The organism is Arthrobacter sp. UYEF21, from assembly GCF_040546085.1.
GTDB lineage: Bacteria > Actinomycetota > Actinomycetes > Actinomycetales > Micrococcaceae > Arthrobacter.
This window is the reverse complement of the sequence record NZ_JBEPNF010000007.1, coordinates 25,485-39,895: the sequence shown is the minus strand read 5'-3', so window position 1 is coordinate 39,895 and position 14,411 is coordinate 25,485. Positions and strand designations below refer to the sequence as shown.

Genomic DNA, 14,411 nt, shown 5'->3' with positions numbered 1-14,411 from the left:
TCTGGGGGTCGTAGGCTGGAACCATGTCAGACCAGCGCTCCCCGGAGCACACCCCAGCACTTCGATTCACCGTTGAGACCGCGAAGGTCCTGGCTGAGGTGGCGCACAACCGGCAGAAGGACAAACTCAAGCGGCCATACCGCGAACACGTGCTCGCGGTGGGCGACGCCCTGGCGGATTTCGACGACGACATCCGGATCGCTGGATACCTGCATGACATTGCGGAGGACACACCAATCACGCGGCAGGCGCTGCTTGAGATGGGTGTACCTGAGCGGGCTGTGGACATCATTGAGCGCGTCACCAACCGGCTGCATGAGAACCCCGACGACTACGCATCCGGGATCCGCGAAATTGCCGAAGACCACGATGCCGCACTGGTGAAGATCGCGGACAACGCCCACAATTCACTGCCTGGACGGGTCAGGTCGCTGGCGGAGAAATGGCCGGACAAGCCGCCGGTCACCAAATACCGCGATGCGCGTCCGGTGCTCTATGCCGCTGTGGACGTGGAAGAGGTCCGGAACATCCTGGCCCGCGTGAACCCGTGGCTGCTGGAAGAACTCGACGACCGGCTGGACGAGGAAGACGACACCGACTACGAGAACCTCTCCTACGACGCCCCCCAATAGCAACGCGGGGTCACTTATCGCCCATCGGAGGGCAAAAATTGGGCGATATCTGACCCCGCGTTGGTTGGGCTACACCCGCCCGATGGCGTCGATGTCCTCGAGGAAGTCCTGGTGGACCTCGGCGCTGACGGTGGTCCGGGTGTCCCCGATGGCGTCCAGATAGTCCTGCGTGGAGGGCCCCTTCCGGACCGCCTCACGGACCGAAACGCTGCCTCCGGAAGCTGCGCCGCCGTCGTCATACACTGCTTTTTCCAGCGCACGCTGGGAAGCGCTGCGGGCGGCGTACTCAATGTCCGCGGGGGAGAAACCTTCGGTGCGCTCCACGAGGAGTTCCACATCGACGTCGTCCACCACGGCGGCCGGGATGAAACGCTGCCACATGGCTTCGCGGGCCTGGCGGTCGGGGAGGCCGATGGGGATGACGTAGTCGAACCGGCCGTGGCGTAGGAAGGCGGTGTCCAGGGCGCGGATGAAGTTGGTGGCGCAGACCAGCAGGCGGCCGGGCTGTTCACGGAATGCCGGGATGATTTTCAGGAGTTCGTTCGTCACGCCCTGCAGTGGCGACGGCGGCTCGCCGGACCGCTGCGAGGCAATCTCCTCCACCTCATCGATGAACACCACGCAGTGCTCCAGCTCGGCGATTTCCAGGAAAGTTTCGCGCAGGGCGCCCGCCAGCCCCTTGGGATCGGACGCCAGCCGCGACGGGAACACCTCCACGAACGGCCACTCCAGCCGGGACGCAATAGCCTTGGCGAACGTGGTTTTGCCGGTCCCCGGAGGCCCAAAAAGCACCACAGCGCGGGGCGGCACCACACCGTATTCATCGGCGAGGTCGGCCTCGGCGAGCGGCAGGACCAGACGACGCTCCAGGAGCTCCTTTTCCTTGCGCATGCCGGCCACATTCTCCCAGAGGTCCCGGGCCAGGATCCGGCCTCCCAGCTCGCCCAGCGCGCCGAGTTCCTGGCGCTGCACGGGGATAGTCCGCTCGAAGTAACGCAGGTTTTTCTTGAGCGCGAAGCCGCGGCTGAGGAACGCCTCCACCCGGGTTTCGGACTCGGGCATCAGCGCTGACAGTTTGTTGAGGCCGTGCGGGGCCATCCGGTTTTCGACGGCGGCGAGCAGCGAGGTGCCGATGCCCCGGCCGCGGTACTCCGGCAGTGTAGCCAGGAAAACGATCCAGCCCTGGTCATGGGCGGCGCGTCCGACGGCGGCGCCCACCACCATATCGCCCTGCACTGCCACAACCGCGTGGTCCTTCTCGCATGAAGCCAGGACCTCGGAGAGAGCATAAACGGGCTCCACATCAGAGGCCTTGAGGGACTCCCACAGGTGCAGGATCCCGTCCAGGTCCGCCGAATGGAAATCCCTGATGCGCCAGTTGGTCATGCGGTGTCTCCCGGGTGGTTCGTCGTTGAACTGCAGGTCGTAAATGCACAGCGCAGTACGGTGAGGCGCTCTGCTGAGCATAGGCGACCTGCCCGCGACGAAGGGTTGCAGGAGCGTTGCGTTACGGCGGACTTAAGGCAGCCGGACTCTGTTGCCTGGTCAGACTTTGATGGGAACTGGGTGGACCTCGTCGGCGGGGTGGCCCGCGCGATCATGGATGCGCCGCACAGCGTCCGCTGACGGAGCCTCGGACAGGCAGTAGACCAGGCCCGACTCAGGGTCGGCCCAAGCCGACTTGAACTCGACGCTTTCGTCGCTCTGAATGGCGAGATCGGCGTCGTGGGCTTCTTGAAGGGCTTCTTGGGTGATTCCGGTCATGTTGCGATGGACATCCATAAATTCCGGCATGATGCTGGTGCTCCTTAACTCGGTTTCGCCGTTGAAACAGCAGGATGGGGCCGACGTTAGACCTGCGCCCGGAACGCGTCAAGAGGATTTTGGAAACGAACGACGGCGGCACCTGAGGGTCCGTGGAATCAGAACCGGATGCCGCCGTCGTACGTTTAAAAACGCGCCGGTGCGCTACTTTTTGAACGTGTCCGCAGGCGGGTTGGCCACCATGGGAGCCGTGCCCGTGAAGCCCTCGCCGGTGGCCGCGATTTCACGGATGCGGTGGCGGCAGGCGAACCAGCCCACCACCATCAGCGCAGAGGCGATGGCCGTTACCAGCATGGTGAGCGGGGAATCAATGAAGACCATCACCAGCACGCCGACGAGGAAGAGCAGCGAAAGGTAACCCGTGTACGGGGCACCGAACATCCGGAACGACGGGCGCTCGAGCCAGCCCTTGTCCGCCCAGCGTTTGAGCTGGATCTGGCAGAGCACGATGGTTGCCCAGGTCATGACGATGCCCACGGAGGCCACGTTCAGGACGATCTCAAAAGCCTGGGCGGGGACCAGGTAGTTCAGTGGGACGCCCAGCAGGGACACGGCGGCGGTGATGGCGATGCCGCCGTAGGGAACGCCGGCCTTGTTCATCCGGGACGCAAACTTGGGGGCCGATCCGTTAACGGACATGGAGCGGAGGATTCGGCCGGTGGAGTAGAGCCCGGCGTTCAGGGAGGACAGGGCGGCGGTGAGGACCACCAGGTTCATGATGACGTCCACGCCCTGGATGCCGATGGAGCCAAAGAACGTCACGAACGGGCTGACGCCCTTCTCGTAGGAGGTATAGGGCAGCAGCAGCGCGAGTAGGATGACGGAGCCGACGTAGAAGACGGCGATGCGGAAGACCACGGAGTTGATGGCCTTGGGCATGATCTTTTCCGGGTTTTCGGTCTCGCCGGCGGCGGTGCCCACGAGCTCGATCGAGGCGTAGGCGAACAGGACGCCCTGCATGAGGATGATCATGGGGAGCAGGCCGTTGGGGAAGACGCCGCCGTTGTCCGAGAGGAGGCTGAGGCCAACCTGTTGGCCGTCCACGGGAGTGCCGAAGATGACGAAGTAGGTGCCGACCACGAGGAAGATGACCAGTGCGGCGACCTTGATGAGGGCGAACCAGAACTCGAGTTCACCGAACACCTTGACGGAGACAAGGTTCAGGGCGAGAACCACCACCAGGGCGATCAGGGCCCAGGCCCACTGCGGAACCGCTGCCATCCAGGGGACGTAGTTGCCGAAGAAGTGCATGTACAGGGCGGCCGCGGTGATGTCCACGATGGTGGTGGTGGCCCAGTTGATCCAGTAGAACCAGCCGGAGACGAACGCTGCCTTCTCGCCGAAGAATTCGCGGGCGTAGGAGACAAACGAGCCCGACGACGGCCGGTGCAGTACCAGTTCGCCCAGGGCCCGCAGGATGAGGAAAGCGAAGAAACCGCAGACGGCGTAGGCGATGACCAGCGACGGTCCGGCGGCGTTTAGGCGGCCGCCGGCGCCGAGGAACAGGCCGGTACCGATGGCGCCGCCGATGGCGATCATCTGGATCTGCCGCGGTTTGAGGTTCTTGTGGTAGCCCTTGTCCTCCGCGTGCAGGGTGGACTCGGTGGCGTGGGCGTGGCCGCCGTCGATGAGGTGGTCGGGGATGGGGGGATTCGTCATGCGCTGTGTCCTTAAGGGGATGTGGGGACTATTTGCTGAGGTTGGCGAGGCGTTCGGGGCTGAGGAGTTCCTGGAGCTGGCTGTCGGTGAGCAGGCCGTGCTCGAGGACAAGTTCCGCGACGCCCTTGCCGGTGGCGAGTGCCTCTTGGGCGATTGCCGTGGCGGTGGCGTAGCCGAGGTGGGGATTCAGGGCGGTGACCAGGCCGATGGACTGTTCCACGGTGAGCCGGAGGTGCTTGGTGTTGGCAGTGATGCCCCGGACACAGCGGGCCGTGAGGGTGCGGCAGGCTGCTTCGAGGTGGGAGATGCTCTTGTGGAGGCTGTGGACAATGATGGGTTCGAAGGCGTTGAGCTGGAGCTGCCCGGCCTCGGCGGCCATGGTGATGGTGACGTCGTTGCCGATGACTTCGTAGGCGACCTGGCTGACCACTTCCGGGATGACGGGGTTGATTTTGCCGGGCATGATGGACGAGCCGGACTGTACGGCCGGCAGGTTGATCTCGCCGAAGCCGGCGCGCGGGCCGGAGGAGAGCAGGCGGAGGTCGTTGCAGATCTTGGAGAGCTTCACAGCCACCCGCTTGAGCACGCCGGACAGGTGCACAAAGGCGCCCACGTCCTGGGTGGCCTCGATGAGGTCGACGGCGGTGACCAGGGGCAGGCCCGTGATCTCGGCCAGGTGCCGGCAGGCTGCCTCGGTATAGCCGGCAGGAGCGTTCAGGCCGGTGCCGATGGCGGTGGCGCCGAGGTTAATTTCGTGGATGAGCAGTTCGGCCTCGGCCAGGCGCAGGCGGTCCTCGCCGATGGTTACGGCATAGGTGCCGAATTCCTGGCCGAGGGTCATGGGGACGGCGTCCTGCAGCTGGGTGCGGCCCATCTTCACCACGGTGCGGAATTCCAGTGCCTTCTCGCCGAAGGCTTCTTCGAGTTCTGCCAGGGAGTCCAGAAGCTCGCGGGCGGCGAAGATGGTGCCGAGCTTGACCGCGGTGGGGTAAACGTCGTTGGTGGACTGGCTGAGGTTCACGTGGTCGTTGGGGTGCAGCCGTGCGTAGTCGCCCTTGGGGTGGCCAAGCATCTCCAGCGCCCGGTTGGCGATGACCTCGTTGGCGTTCATGTTCGACGACGTCCCGGCGCCGCCCTGGATCACGTCCACCACGAACTGGTCGCTGAGTTTTCCGGCCATCACGTCGGTGCAGGCTTGTTCGATCGCCCGCGCCCGGTCGGCGTCCAGCAGACCAAGCTCGTGGTTGGTCCGGGCGGCGGCGAGCTTCACGGCGGCGAGGCCGCGGATCAGGTGCATGTTGGAGGACAGCGGCTGCCCGGTGATAGGGAAGTTTTCCACTGCGCGGAGGGTGTGGACGCCCCAATACGCTTCGGCGGGGACGTCGCGGTCGCCCAGGAGATCGTGCTCGGACCGGGTTTCTGTTGCGGCATCAAGCATGGTCAGGTTGGTCATGAGGGTCCTCACAGGGCTTCGTTGACGGGTTAGGACAGGGTTAAAGCAGGCAGGAAATCGGTGGGCTGCAGCAGGCCGACTGCGTGCCCGCCGCCCAGGACGGGGGCGGTAGCGATGCCACCCAGCGGCGCGGTGTCGACGCCGAGCGCCGCCAGGACGTGCAGCGTGGCGGGCATCCGGGCACGGTCGCCGCCGTCGGAAATCTTGACGGCGACGGCGCGGCCGTCCGGCAGGCCAACCAGCTGCACACCCTCAAAACCGTCCTTTGCCACGGCGCCGGGGAGCAGCCGCATCAGTTCGGTGACGTCCCGGCGCTCGCCGGCCACCATGTCAGGGTGTTGCCGCATGGCGAGTCCGACGGCGGCGTCCGCCGACAGTGGGGCGGTCCCGCCGTCGTCGGGGGTTCCTGATATGCCCGCTGCAGCGGCTGCGATGGTGCCAAAGCCGCGGGCCATGCCGCGGAGGGTGAGGGCGAACAGCGGGGTGCCGCAGCCATCTGTACTGCGGGCGGACGGTTCCTCTCCTGCGAGTTCAAAAACTGTGGACGCGACAAGTTGCTGTAGCGGGTGCGACGGGTCCAGATAGCCTTTGACCGGCCAGCCGTTGATGACGCAGGTGGCAGCCATGGCGGCGTGCTTACCGGAGCAATTCTGCGTCACTTGTGTGGCATGGAGGCCGGAACGCAGCCAGTTTTCGCGCTCGCAGGTGCCGTAGGGGAGGTCGGTGCTGTTCTCGAGGTCGCTCGCCGTGAGGCCATGCATGCTGAGGATGCGCTGGGTGCCCCCGCGGTGCTTGGCCCCGCCGGAGTGGCTCGCGGCGGCCAGCGCGAGGAGGTCGGCGGGGAGTTTCAGGCCGGCACGGACCATGGCCACGGCCTGCAGCGGCTTGAGGGAGGAGCGCGGGTAGAACGGAGCCAGGGGGTCGCCAACCGCGGCCAGGATGGTGCCGTCCGGAGCCGTCGCGACGGCCGAACCGTAGTGGACGCTTTCCACGAGGCCGTCGCGGGTAGCGACCACCAGGGGTGCGTGCTGCGGGAGGTTCCCGGCGGTGCCGGAGGCAGCAGTCTGGGAAGCATGAAGTGCAGTGGCAGGCATGGAGTCCTAGGGTTACTGGTGAAGGGATACTTGCTGAAGCGTTAGTGGTTGAGGATGGAATCGAGGGCGGCGCCCACGGCGTGCAGATGTTCGGCCATCGCGTTGCTGGCGGCGTCTGCGGATGCTGCTTCGATGGCCTCGAGGATGCGCTGGTGTTCAGCATCGGAGGCGTGCTGGCGGTCGGCCACCATGTTCAGCGTCTCGGACTGGAATGCCAGGGCGCCCCGGATATCGGCAACCACGCTGGCGAACACCTTGTTGCCGCTGGCCTGGGCGATGGCGGCATGGAAGCTGGAGTCCAGGGCAACCCATGATTCAGGGTCAGTTTCCGTGGCCATGGCGGCGACGATGTGCCGCATCGTCGCCAGTTCTTCGTCTGTCCGCCGCTGGGCGGCCAGACCCGCGGCGGGGACTTCGATGTGGGGGCGCGCTTCGGTGAGGTCCCGGGCGGAGTACTGCCCGAGCGTGAGGTCGTTTGCCACCTTGTTGGCCACCACAAAGGTGCCCTTACCGGTTTTGGTAACCGTCAGGCCCAGCGCGGTGCAGGAACGGAGGGCTTCGCGGATGACCGAGCGGCTGACCCCGTACTGCTGTGACAGGGAAGCCTCGGAACTGAGCTTGCCCCCCACTGCCACGACGCCGGATTCGATGTCGGCACGGATGGCGTTGAACACCGCTTCGGCCGCACTGAGCCGGGCCAAGGGCTGAACTGCCACGCCGGCCGCGGGGGAAGGCTGGCTAAGGGGCTGCTCGCGGACGGGATGCGCAGGCTGTCCTGCTGTCCGGCTGTCTGACAGGTTCACGCTTTAAATATGGCACGGGTCACAGACTGTGTCAATGTCCGCGACATGCCCGGGGGCCTGGTTGATAGGCCGCAATAGCCTTGCCATACTGCCCTTATGGGGAAAATAAGACTGAACACACTGATCGCTGCTGCCATTTTGTGCTTGGTTGCCTCCGGATGCGGATCCCCGGCGGCCCTGCCGGAGCCCGCGGGCGGCGCGGCAAGTGCTTCGAGCGCCGCAACCCCGCCAGCGACACCAACATCCTCCCCGACGCCGGCTCTGACCCGTATGGCGCCACCGATCGGGGTTGTGGGCGCCCATTCAGGAACCTGCTCACCCTACGCGGGCACGGTCCTCAATAGTCCGGAGAATGCCGAACAGTTTCACAACGCCAGTCGAGGTAGTCCCACTGCTGGGCAATTTCGGCCTGCAGTTGCTGCAGCTGGGCTGTGAGGTCCTCGTTGGCCGCGGCGGCTTTCGTGAGGGCCTCGTCTCTGGCCTTGTGCTCTGCCTCCAGCTTCTGGAGCTGCTCCGGTGACTGCTGGTGGACCGGAGCTTTGGGCGCCGGGGCGAGGTGGCCGGCATCGAACGCAAACGACGGCGGCAGCTGGCTGCCGTTCTTCGCCTAGTTCTTGAAGGCGGGTTCGTTCAGGAGGGCGTTGAGGTCGTCCTTGTAGGGAAGGACGAGCGCGGGCTCTACCTTGAACAGCCAATCAACAAGGCGCTCGGCGGTGTACCTGGCGTAGAACATGGACGCTCGGGGATCTACCCGGGTGAACTGTTCGGCGCGGCGGGCATGCTGCGCCAGGTCAGGCCAATCCTCAAGCGCCACCATGAGGTCGAAGATGTGGCGGGGCGTGCGGAACTGCCCGTTGGTCCCGGCCGAAGCCAGCATGGACAACATGTACTCGTACAGGTCACCCTTGGTGTCCTTGCCGTCCATATTGATGCTGTCGACGATGTCCACGACGTGTTTCAGCACGCCCGCGTTCGGGATCTTGAACTGAGCATCCTTCATGTGGTGGCGGTAGGTGGAATCTTCACTCATCGACGCTTCAGAAACAGCAGATATGTGATCTGTTCGATGACTTCCAGCGGGTTGGAGATGCCGCCGCTCCAGAACGTATTTTGGACTTTGTCTACTTGGGACTTGATTTCACCTGTGATCACCACAGTGAGTTTTGTGCCTGGGGGTGACAGTCCTGTCGAGCGGTCCAAGACCTCCGCCGTCCTCCGTTACGTGCGTTCTTTCTTCCAAGCGCGCAGGCGCCACGCCACCAGCGCGGTCAGGGCCACTGCGGCGATGACGACGGCGATGTCCCGGCCGGCTGCTTTGGTCACGGCCTCGTAGGAATTGCCGGCCAGGTAGCCCAGCAGGACAAAGCCGATACCCCACGCGAGACCGCCAGCAGCGTTGAAGAGCAAGAACCGGCCGTACGGCATCCGGGACGTGCCGGCCAAAGCGGGCATCACAGCGCGGAAGAAGGCAACGAACCGTCCCAGGAAGACCGCCCACCCGCCTCTGCGGCGCAGGAAGTCCTGGGCCTTCTTTAGACGTCTCCTATGCCGGGTCATCGCTTTGGACTTCACGAGCCGGGGGCCTAAATGCTTCCCGACCTCGTAGCCTACGGTGTCGCCCAGAACAGCGGCCGCTACCGCGACAATCATCATGACCGGCAGTTGAACTTCGCCACGGCTGGCCACCACCCCGCCCAGCACAGCCGCCGTTTCACCCGGAATAACGAAGCCGACGAACAGCGCGTCTTCGGCGAACACCAGGCAGAAGACGGCGATGTAGGCCACGAGCGGGCTGACGTTCAGGATGCCGTCAATGAAGCCGCTCATGGGGAAATACTAGGCCATCGGGGCAGAACTTTCAGGCGTAGCTTTCGACAGTTGAAGCGACTATCTCGCGAACGCCAGGGCCCTCACGGAATGTCGGGAGGCTTTCCACTGCACCATCTCCGATTAACTCCAACACCGCGTCGGGCGTGAAAGGCCAACGCCACGTGGGTCTGATGGAAGCGGTTCCCGAAGCAACGGCAATGAGGGGGATGACATTCACGCCGTGACCCAGCGCTGCGCGGTAACGATCTGCGGCGTCAGCGATCTTTGTATGCCGGTGACCGTCTTCGCCTTTGGAAGGGGCGGCCAACCCCTTCCTGTTCGGATGCCCGCCTGCTGGCGCTCTTTCCATAGTCGGCAACCGGCGCGATCGTGCCGGTTCGCTGCCCGGCTTCAGAATGCCATGTCGGAGATCCAGGGGTTGACCGAGGAATGATCCGGGCCCGGATCGGGTCTATAAACAGCGGGTCCCAAGAGCGCTTGGGACCCGCTGCAATCCGCAAATGCCCTAGCAGGGACGCCAAGACTTCCCGCCCGGTGCGTAGCAACGCGGACCTGTGTACTTGGTAGCCGGTGGTACATATGGGGCGGGCGCGGGCGGAATGTACGGCTGGGGCGCCGGCGGGACATATGGTGCGGGTGCCGGCAGCCTACGTTGGCGCTCGGCTTCGGCCTGACGGGCCGCTTCCGCTGCTGCGGCATTGGCAGCAGCTGCGTCGTCCGCGGCCTTCTTCTCGGCAGCAGCACGTTCCTCGGCGGCTTTCTTTTCCGCTGCGGCCTGAGCCTCAGCGGCCAGGCGGTCCTCGAGTGCCTTCTTTTCCGCCGATGCCAGGGTGACCTGCAGGGACTTCGTGTCGTCCCGCTTCTTCTCTGCAGCCGCGACCTTGTTATCGAGCGTGGAAAGGTAGGCCACTGTGACGGTGGCCGTCAGGCCAGCCCAGTAGATTGCCCTCTGGGCGTCCTTGCTGGCAGCAAGAACAGCTCTGAGGGCCTTTGCCGCTGCCAGTTCCGTAACAAGGGCTGTGGCCACTGCGCCAGCAGCAGTTGACGTGGTTGCGGGCTCGGCTGCAGCGGCGGTTTCAAGCGCCTTTGTCGTCTGTGCAAGTTGGGCAGGTATCGTGCAGTCCACTTGATCGGAGAACAGACCGCTCTTGGCCGCCCGAGCTTCCGCGTAGGCCGCTTCGACCGGCGGCATGAATTTACTGTTGCCGCCGAACTGTACGGGGATTCCCATGCCTTCCCGGGCTATGTTCGCGTTTACAAGTGAACCATCCGGTGTAAATACCCCAGCGAGAGTCCGGCCGTATTTGTCGTGACGTTCGGCGTCGAACTCAAGCCTGACCCGCGTGCCTTGAGGGAGCAGTCTCTCCAGGTATTCCGCGGCCTGCGGGCCGAGGCACTCCACGGGCTGGTTGGGGTCCTTCGTCTCCGGGGTGTCTATATTGAGCAGTCGGATGGTGTGGTCGCCGTTGTTGATGCTGACCACCAGGGTGTCACCGTCAATGATCCGGATTACCGTGCCGGAATCTGCATTCGCCGCAGAGGCGACGACCATGGACCCTGCCACCAACGCGGCAGAGGCCACGGAAGCAACGAGTAGTTTCTTCATTCAAAGCTCTTTTCTAAACAGGCGATCATGTCGTGAAGATACAGCAACCTTGGTTGAACCTGAAAGTTTCCTCAAACTATGCTGGACGTTTTCGGGCAAGTGAGGATAATCGCTGACGAAAGCAGTACGTTCGTGCCGGTCTGAGGCTTTTCGCTAGGCAGTACTGGGCGTAGGCTTACCGGGAATCCAAATACGGCACGTTCGTACCTATATCGGAGGCGCCAATGGAACCCTTGACCGACTTGCTCGCCGGAGAAGTGCGCTCGCGGCGCGGACAGTTGGGCCTTACCCAGCGCGACCTGGCGGACATGGCCGGGGTCTCGGAACGGTTCGTCCGTTTTGTGGAGCAGGGCAAGCCGAGCGTCCAGCTCGATTCCCTGACCGCGGTCCTGGACACCTTGGGCCTCGAACTCCGGCTCAACACCAGAACGAGCCAGGCTGCCCGCGCACTCGCAGACCCGGCCATTGCCCCGAACGTCGTCGGTGAAGCACAGCCATGAAGCACCGCGTCGCCGACATCTACAAGGCGGGTGTGCTGGCCGCACGCCTCGAACGGCACGACGGCGGCACCCGGTTCGGCTACCTTCCGGCGTATCTTGCAACCGGGGGACCCGCCGTCGCAAGCTCCCTGCCGCTCACCACCGAGCCGGTTTTCTCAGGGGCTGGAGCTGCACCGCCGTATTTCACCGGGCTGCTGCCGGAGGGCCGCAGGCTCAATGCGCTGCGACGTTCCATCAAGACCAGCGCCGACGACGACCTGGCCCTGCTCATCGCTGCCGGCGGGAATCCGGTGGGCGACGTCCAGATCGTCGGGCACGGCGAACCGCTGGACCCGGACGAACACTCAGTCGAGCTCAACACCAAGCTGCCCATGGATTTCGACCAGCTGCTGGGCGATCCGGACCTGATTGACCCGGTGGCGCTGGCGGGTGTGCAGGACAAGCTGTCCGCCGGGATGATTTCGCTGCCCGTGGCCAGCGCCGGCAAGCGGTTCATCCTCAAACTCAACGCTCCGGAGTTTCCGCACGTGGTGGAGAACGAGTTTGTCATGTTCCGGTACGCGGCCAAGCTGCGGATCCCCGTGAGCCACGTCCAGCTGATCAGGGATGTCGCGGGCAGGCCGGGCCTGCTGGTGGAGCGTTTCGACCGTATCCCGGTTCCTGGCGGTAAGCATGACCAGGTCCAGCGGCTGGCGGTGGAGGACGGCGCCCAGGTACTCAAGCTCTACCCCGCGGACAAGTACAACGTGGGGTACGGGACGGTGTGCCACGCGCTGGCCGACCATTGCGCCGCTCCCCTGCCCGCCCTCCGCAACCTCGCACTCCAGGGGGCTTTCGCGTGGCTGAGCGGCAACGGGGACCTGCACGCCAAGAACGTGTCCATGGTCCAGCAGCCGCACGGGGAATGGACCATCGCGCCGGTCTACGACATCCCCTCCACTGTTGTCTACGGCGACAAGACCCTGGCGCTAACCCTGAGCGGGAAGCGGAACGGGATTTCGCGGCGGCACTTCCTGGGCTGGGCCACGGACCTGGGACTCCCCGACCGGACGGCCAGCCAAGTGGTGGAGCTCGCCTTCAAGGCGTCCGGTCCCCTGATCGCTGACCTGGAGTCCGGTACGGCTTTCGCCGGCGTGCCACGTGCCGGAAGGAACGACGACGGCGGCTCGCCCTTCCCGGACATGGTCACCAGGGCGTGGGTGAAGGAGCTCAAGCACCGCAGGCGGTTGCTGGAAGGCTAAGGCACTCAGGTGAGTGCCGCCGTCGTAGGTTCCCGAGATGGCACTTCGCAGGGGAGGGGGAGAGGCAGCTAGAGGTGCTGGATGCCCGCCCGCTGCATGGCGTCCTTGTAGACTTCCACGCTCTTGGCCAGGAGGTCCTCCTGCTTGGCTTCAGAAACAGCAAAGACCCGCCCGCCGAGCGCGCTGGCCTTATAGATCTTGATGCCGCTGTTCTTCAGCGAGGAATGGTAAGTCTTCTCGAAGAGGGTGAGGAACGTGGACGCATCCGTGCCGTGGGCGATGACAGCCGAGACCCGGCGGTTGATTTTCAAGAACTGACGGAAGGGCCGAAGGCCATCGGTCTTTTCCTGGACGTTCAGGGCCGACGGCAACTCCGGATCGCGGATCCACGGGTAGGCGTTCCACGGCATGACGTAGCGGGGGTCGAGCTCTGCGAGTTCGTAGATCTGGGTGGCGCGGCGCGCGGCTTCGTCATCGTTGAAATGGGAGACGAACCCCGATTCGGTGCCCTTGCCGGGGCTGACATGGAGGCTGACGATCCGGCATTCGTCTTCGTCATGCACGGGGTCGATGTACGGGACGGTGGACCCTGGCTTCTTTTCCATCAGTTCGTCGCAAAGCTGCGTTACCGCCGCAATGTTTGGTTCCTGTAGCAGGGCCTTTTTTTCGTCCCAGTCAATCGTCACGATCTCTCCCTCAGCAGCAAGGCGTCCAGAATCAGGCGTCTTATGCCACTCTACGCTTTTGGGCGCGCGGGTGGGCAGGGCGTCCCGTGCACGGCTCCGCAACAATATGTGGATTCCTGACCGGTACACCGCCCGCCGGCTGCAACCGACGGTGACTTGTCACTGGAACACGTCTTGATATCCCACGACATCCAGGACTGGTACGGCAGCCGTAATACCTGGACCCGATTCAAACTTGTTCAGGCACGCGCCCCCTGGGCCAGGCCCAGGGGGCCGACTCGAGTCCTTTCAGCCGGGCGCCAGATCACAGGTGCTCGTCTAAAATCGGCCCGTTTGAACCACTTGGTACGGCGCCGGAGTCTCCGACGATGGTTGGGCCGCTCTCCTGCGGCGGTCAGTGGTGTGTTGGCCTTGGGCCAACGGGCCAGGGGAGTTCCGGGCAAGGGCGGCGCGGTTGACCGGTCAGCGTGGCCGGTTGGTGTGGTCACTTCAACGGTGTGGCGCGGGCCGGGTATTGGCCGGGCGGCCCAGCCCGGTGATTCCTTGGTGTGGTTGCAGGCTTCGCAAAGCCCCTGACCGTTGAGCGTGTTGGTGGGTCCGTCGCTGTGCCAGGGGATGATGTGGTCGTGATGCCGGATCGGAGCATCGGAGTACGGTGTGCGGCACGTATCGTCGCGGGTGTGGAGGAAATGGCGTAGCCGTTCCGGGAAAAGCCGCGCCTTTGAATCCATTGAAACCAACTCACCGCTGCCGGGAGCGGTGTATAGCCGGCGAAGCCAGATTCTGAAGTCGGGTTCATCCGCATCCATATCCCCGCCGGGCCCGCCGACCAGAGTTCCGGCTGCACCGCCGGCTGGCCCGCTTCGCTACCGATCCCGGGTCCCGCCGGTACGCTGGGGCGCGGACGGCGCCAATAATTGCCCGGTCACCGGCGCCCTGTTGGTCCGCTGGAACGCTAGCCGCTGCCTGCGCACGTCTCCCGACGGCGTCGAACGCCACCGAAAACCGCGCCTGCGCGGCAGCAGCGGCCGACTTCACATCCTCAAGTTCCCGCAGCCGGTTGATAACGCTTGGACCGTCACT

Annotated in this window: 15 protein-coding genes and 1 pseudogene; 4 read left to right on the top strand and 12 right to left on the bottom strand. The window is 64.6% G+C overall.

Features of this window, described 5'->3' with window-relative positions; all coding sequences use genetic code 11:
- Positions 1 to 23 precede the first annotated feature (23 nt).
- Positions 24 to 632, top strand: a complete 609-nt coding sequence (locus ABIB27_RS09530) for an HD domain-containing protein (RefSeq protein WP_354217705.1) — start codon at positions 24 to 26, stop codon at positions 630 to 632.
- A 69-nt stretch (positions 633 to 701) separates the two neighbouring features.
- On the opposite strand, the gene ABIB27_RS09525 is transcribed toward ABIB27_RS09530, so the two are convergent.
- The 6 genes from ABIB27_RS09525 to ABIB27_RS09500 form a co-directional block, all read right to left on the bottom strand.
- Positions 702 to 2,018, bottom strand: a complete 1,317-nt coding sequence (locus ABIB27_RS09525) for an ATP-binding protein (protein WP_354217706.1) — start codon at positions 2,016 to 2,018, stop codon at positions 702 to 704.
- Positions 2,019 to 2,177: 159 nt separating this feature from the next.
- Positions 2,178 to 2,426: an SCO4226 family nickel-binding protein gene (locus ABIB27_RS09520; RefSeq protein WP_354217707.1), complete on the bottom strand. Its 249-nt coding sequence runs from the start codon at positions 2,424 to 2,426 to the stop codon at positions 2,178 to 2,180.
- Positions 2,427 to 2,600: 174 nt separating this feature from the next.
- Entirely contained in the window at positions 2,601 to 4,115 is a 1,515-nt protein-coding gene (locus tag ABIB27_RS09515; RefSeq protein WP_354217708.1) for an amino acid permease, read from the bottom strand.
- Positions 4,116 to 4,143: 28 nt separating this feature from the next.
- Positions 4,144 to 5,568 carry an aspartate ammonia-lyase gene (locus tag ABIB27_RS09510; protein ID WP_354217709.1) on the bottom strand — a complete coding sequence of 475 codons (1,425 nt, stop codon included), beginning with the start codon at positions 5,566 to 5,568 and terminating at the stop codon, positions 4,144 to 4,146.
- 29 nt (positions 5,569 to 5,597) lie between these two features.
- A complete protein-coding gene (locus ABIB27_RS09505) occupies positions 5,598 to 6,662 on the bottom strand; it encodes an asparaginase (protein WP_354217710.1) in 1,065 nt (354 codons plus the stop codon).
- A gap of 41 nt (positions 6,663 to 6,703) precedes the next feature.
- Positions 6,704 to 7,465: a FadR/GntR family transcriptional regulator gene (locus ABIB27_RS09500; RefSeq protein WP_354217711.1), complete on the bottom strand. Its 762-nt coding sequence runs from the start codon at positions 7,463 to 7,465 to the stop codon at positions 6,704 to 6,706.
- Positions 7,466 to 7,817: 352 nt separating this feature from the next.
- On the opposite strand from ABIB27_RS09500, the gene ABIB27_RS09495 reads away from it, so the two are divergent.
- Complete coding sequence (locus tag ABIB27_RS09495) at positions 7,818 to 7,985, top strand: hypothetical protein (RefSeq protein ID WP_354217712.1); 168 nt, start codon at positions 7,818 to 7,820, stop codon at positions 7,983 to 7,985.
- A gap of 87 nt (positions 7,986 to 8,072) precedes the next feature.
- Here the strand turns inward: ABIB27_RS09495 and ABIB27_RS09490 are convergent, their stop codons facing one another.
- From ABIB27_RS09490 to ABIB27_RS09475, 4 genes are all read right to left on the bottom strand, one after another.
- Positions 8,073 to 8,495: an N-6 DNA methylase gene (locus tag ABIB27_RS09490; protein ID WP_354217713.1), complete on the bottom strand. Its 423-nt coding sequence runs from the start codon at positions 8,493 to 8,495 to the stop codon at positions 8,073 to 8,075.
- On the bottom strand, positions 8,492 to 8,617 hold the full coding sequence (locus tag ABIB27_RS09485) for a type I restriction-modification system subunit M N-terminal domain-containing protein (RefSeq protein ID WP_354253826.1): 126 nt from the start codon (positions 8,615 to 8,617) through the stop codon (positions 8,492 to 8,494). The genes ABIB27_RS09490 and ABIB27_RS09485 overlap by 4 nt, the downstream gene beginning before the upstream one ends.
- Positions 8,618 to 8,683: 66 nt before the next feature.
- The gene (locus tag ABIB27_RS09480) at positions 8,684 to 9,292 is read right to left on the bottom strand and encodes a DedA family protein (protein WP_354217714.1); all 609 of its coding nucleotides are present in this window, start codon (positions 9,290 to 9,292) and stop codon (positions 8,684 to 8,686) included.
- Between the two features lie 508 nt (positions 9,293 to 9,800).
- Positions 9,801 to 10,901 (bottom strand): thermonuclease family protein, encoded by a 1,101-nt coding sequence (locus ABIB27_RS09475; RefSeq protein WP_354217715.1) that lies wholly within the window; start codon positions 10,899 to 10,901, stop codon positions 9,801 to 9,803.
- A 224-nt stretch (positions 10,902 to 11,125) separates the two neighbouring features.
- On the opposite strand from ABIB27_RS09475, the gene ABIB27_RS09470 reads away from it, so the two are divergent.
- Together ABIB27_RS09470 and ABIB27_RS09465 are read left to right on the top strand one after the other, a co-directional pair.
- Complete coding sequence (locus ABIB27_RS09470) at positions 11,126 to 11,401, top strand: helix-turn-helix transcriptional regulator (protein WP_354217716.1); 276 nt, start codon at positions 11,126 to 11,128, stop codon at positions 11,399 to 11,401.
- Positions 11,398 to 12,642 (top strand): type II toxin-antitoxin system HipA family toxin, encoded by a 1,245-nt coding sequence (locus ABIB27_RS09465; protein ID WP_354217717.1) that lies wholly within the window; start codon positions 11,398 to 11,400, stop codon positions 12,640 to 12,642. Before ABIB27_RS09470 ends, ABIB27_RS09465 begins: the two co-directional genes overlap by 4 nt.
- Before the next feature lie 68 nt (positions 12,643 to 12,710).
- Here the strand turns inward: ABIB27_RS09465 and ABIB27_RS09460 are convergent, their stop codons facing one another.
- Together ABIB27_RS09460 and ABIB27_RS09455 are read right to left on the bottom strand one after the other, a co-directional pair.
- Entirely contained in the window at positions 12,711 to 13,328 is a 618-nt protein-coding gene (locus ABIB27_RS09460) for a uracil-DNA glycosylase family protein (protein WP_354217718.1), read from the bottom strand.
- A 239-nt stretch (positions 13,329 to 13,567) separates the two neighbouring features.
- Positions 13,568 to 14,131: pseudogene (locus tag ABIB27_RS09455) on the bottom strand (HNH endonuclease); the annotation flags it as partial.
- Positions 14,132 to 14,411: the final 280 nt, after the last annotated feature.

What these genes read in the sequence shown, in the direction of transcription:
- ABIB27_RS09530 (WP_354217705.1), top strand. Translation starts at nt 24, where the DNA reads ATGTCAGACCAGCGCTCCCCGGAGCACACCCCAGCACTTCGATTCACC.
- ABIB27_RS09525 (WP_354217706.1), bottom strand. Translation starts at nt 2,018, where the DNA reads ATGACCAACTGGCGCATCAGGGATTTCCATTCGGCGGACCTGGACGGG.
- ABIB27_RS09520 (WP_354217707.1), bottom strand. Translation starts at nt 2,426, where the DNA reads ATGCCGGAATTTATGGATGTCCATCGCAACATGACCGGAATCACCCAA.
- ABIB27_RS09515 (WP_354217708.1), bottom strand. Translation starts at nt 4,115, where the DNA reads ATGACGAATCCCCCCATCCCCGACCACCTCATCGACGGCGGCCACGCC.
- ABIB27_RS09510 (WP_354217709.1), bottom strand. Translation starts at nt 5,568, where the DNA reads ATGACCAACCTGACCATGCTTGATGCCGCAACAGAAACCCGGTCCGAG.
- ABIB27_RS09505 (WP_354217710.1), bottom strand. Translation starts at nt 6,662, where the DNA reads ATGCCTGCCACTGCACTTCATGCTTCCCAGACTGCTGCCTCCGGCACC.
- ABIB27_RS09495 (WP_354217712.1), top strand. Translation starts at nt 7,818, where the DNA reads ATGCCGAACAGTTTCACAACGCCAGTCGAGGTAGTCCCACTGCTGGGC.
- ABIB27_RS09490 (WP_354217713.1), bottom strand. Translation starts at nt 8,495, where the DNA reads ATGAGTGAAGATTCCACCTACCGCCACCACATGAAGGATGCTCAGTTC.
- ABIB27_RS09480 (WP_354217714.1), bottom strand. Translation starts at nt 9,292, where the DNA reads ATGAGCGGCTTCATTGACGGCATCCTGAACGTCAGCCCGCTCGTGGCC.
- ABIB27_RS09475 (WP_354217715.1), bottom strand. Translation starts at nt 10,901, where the DNA reads ATGAAGAAACTACTCGTTGCTTCCGTGGCCTCTGCCGCGTTGGTGGCA.
- ABIB27_RS09470 (WP_354217716.1), top strand. Translation starts at nt 11,126, where the DNA reads ATGGAACCCTTGACCGACTTGCTCGCCGGAGAAGTGCGCTCGCGGCGC.
- ABIB27_RS09465 (WP_354217717.1), top strand. Translation starts at nt 11,398, where the DNA reads ATGAAGCACCGCGTCGCCGACATCTACAAGGCGGGTGTGCTGGCCGCA.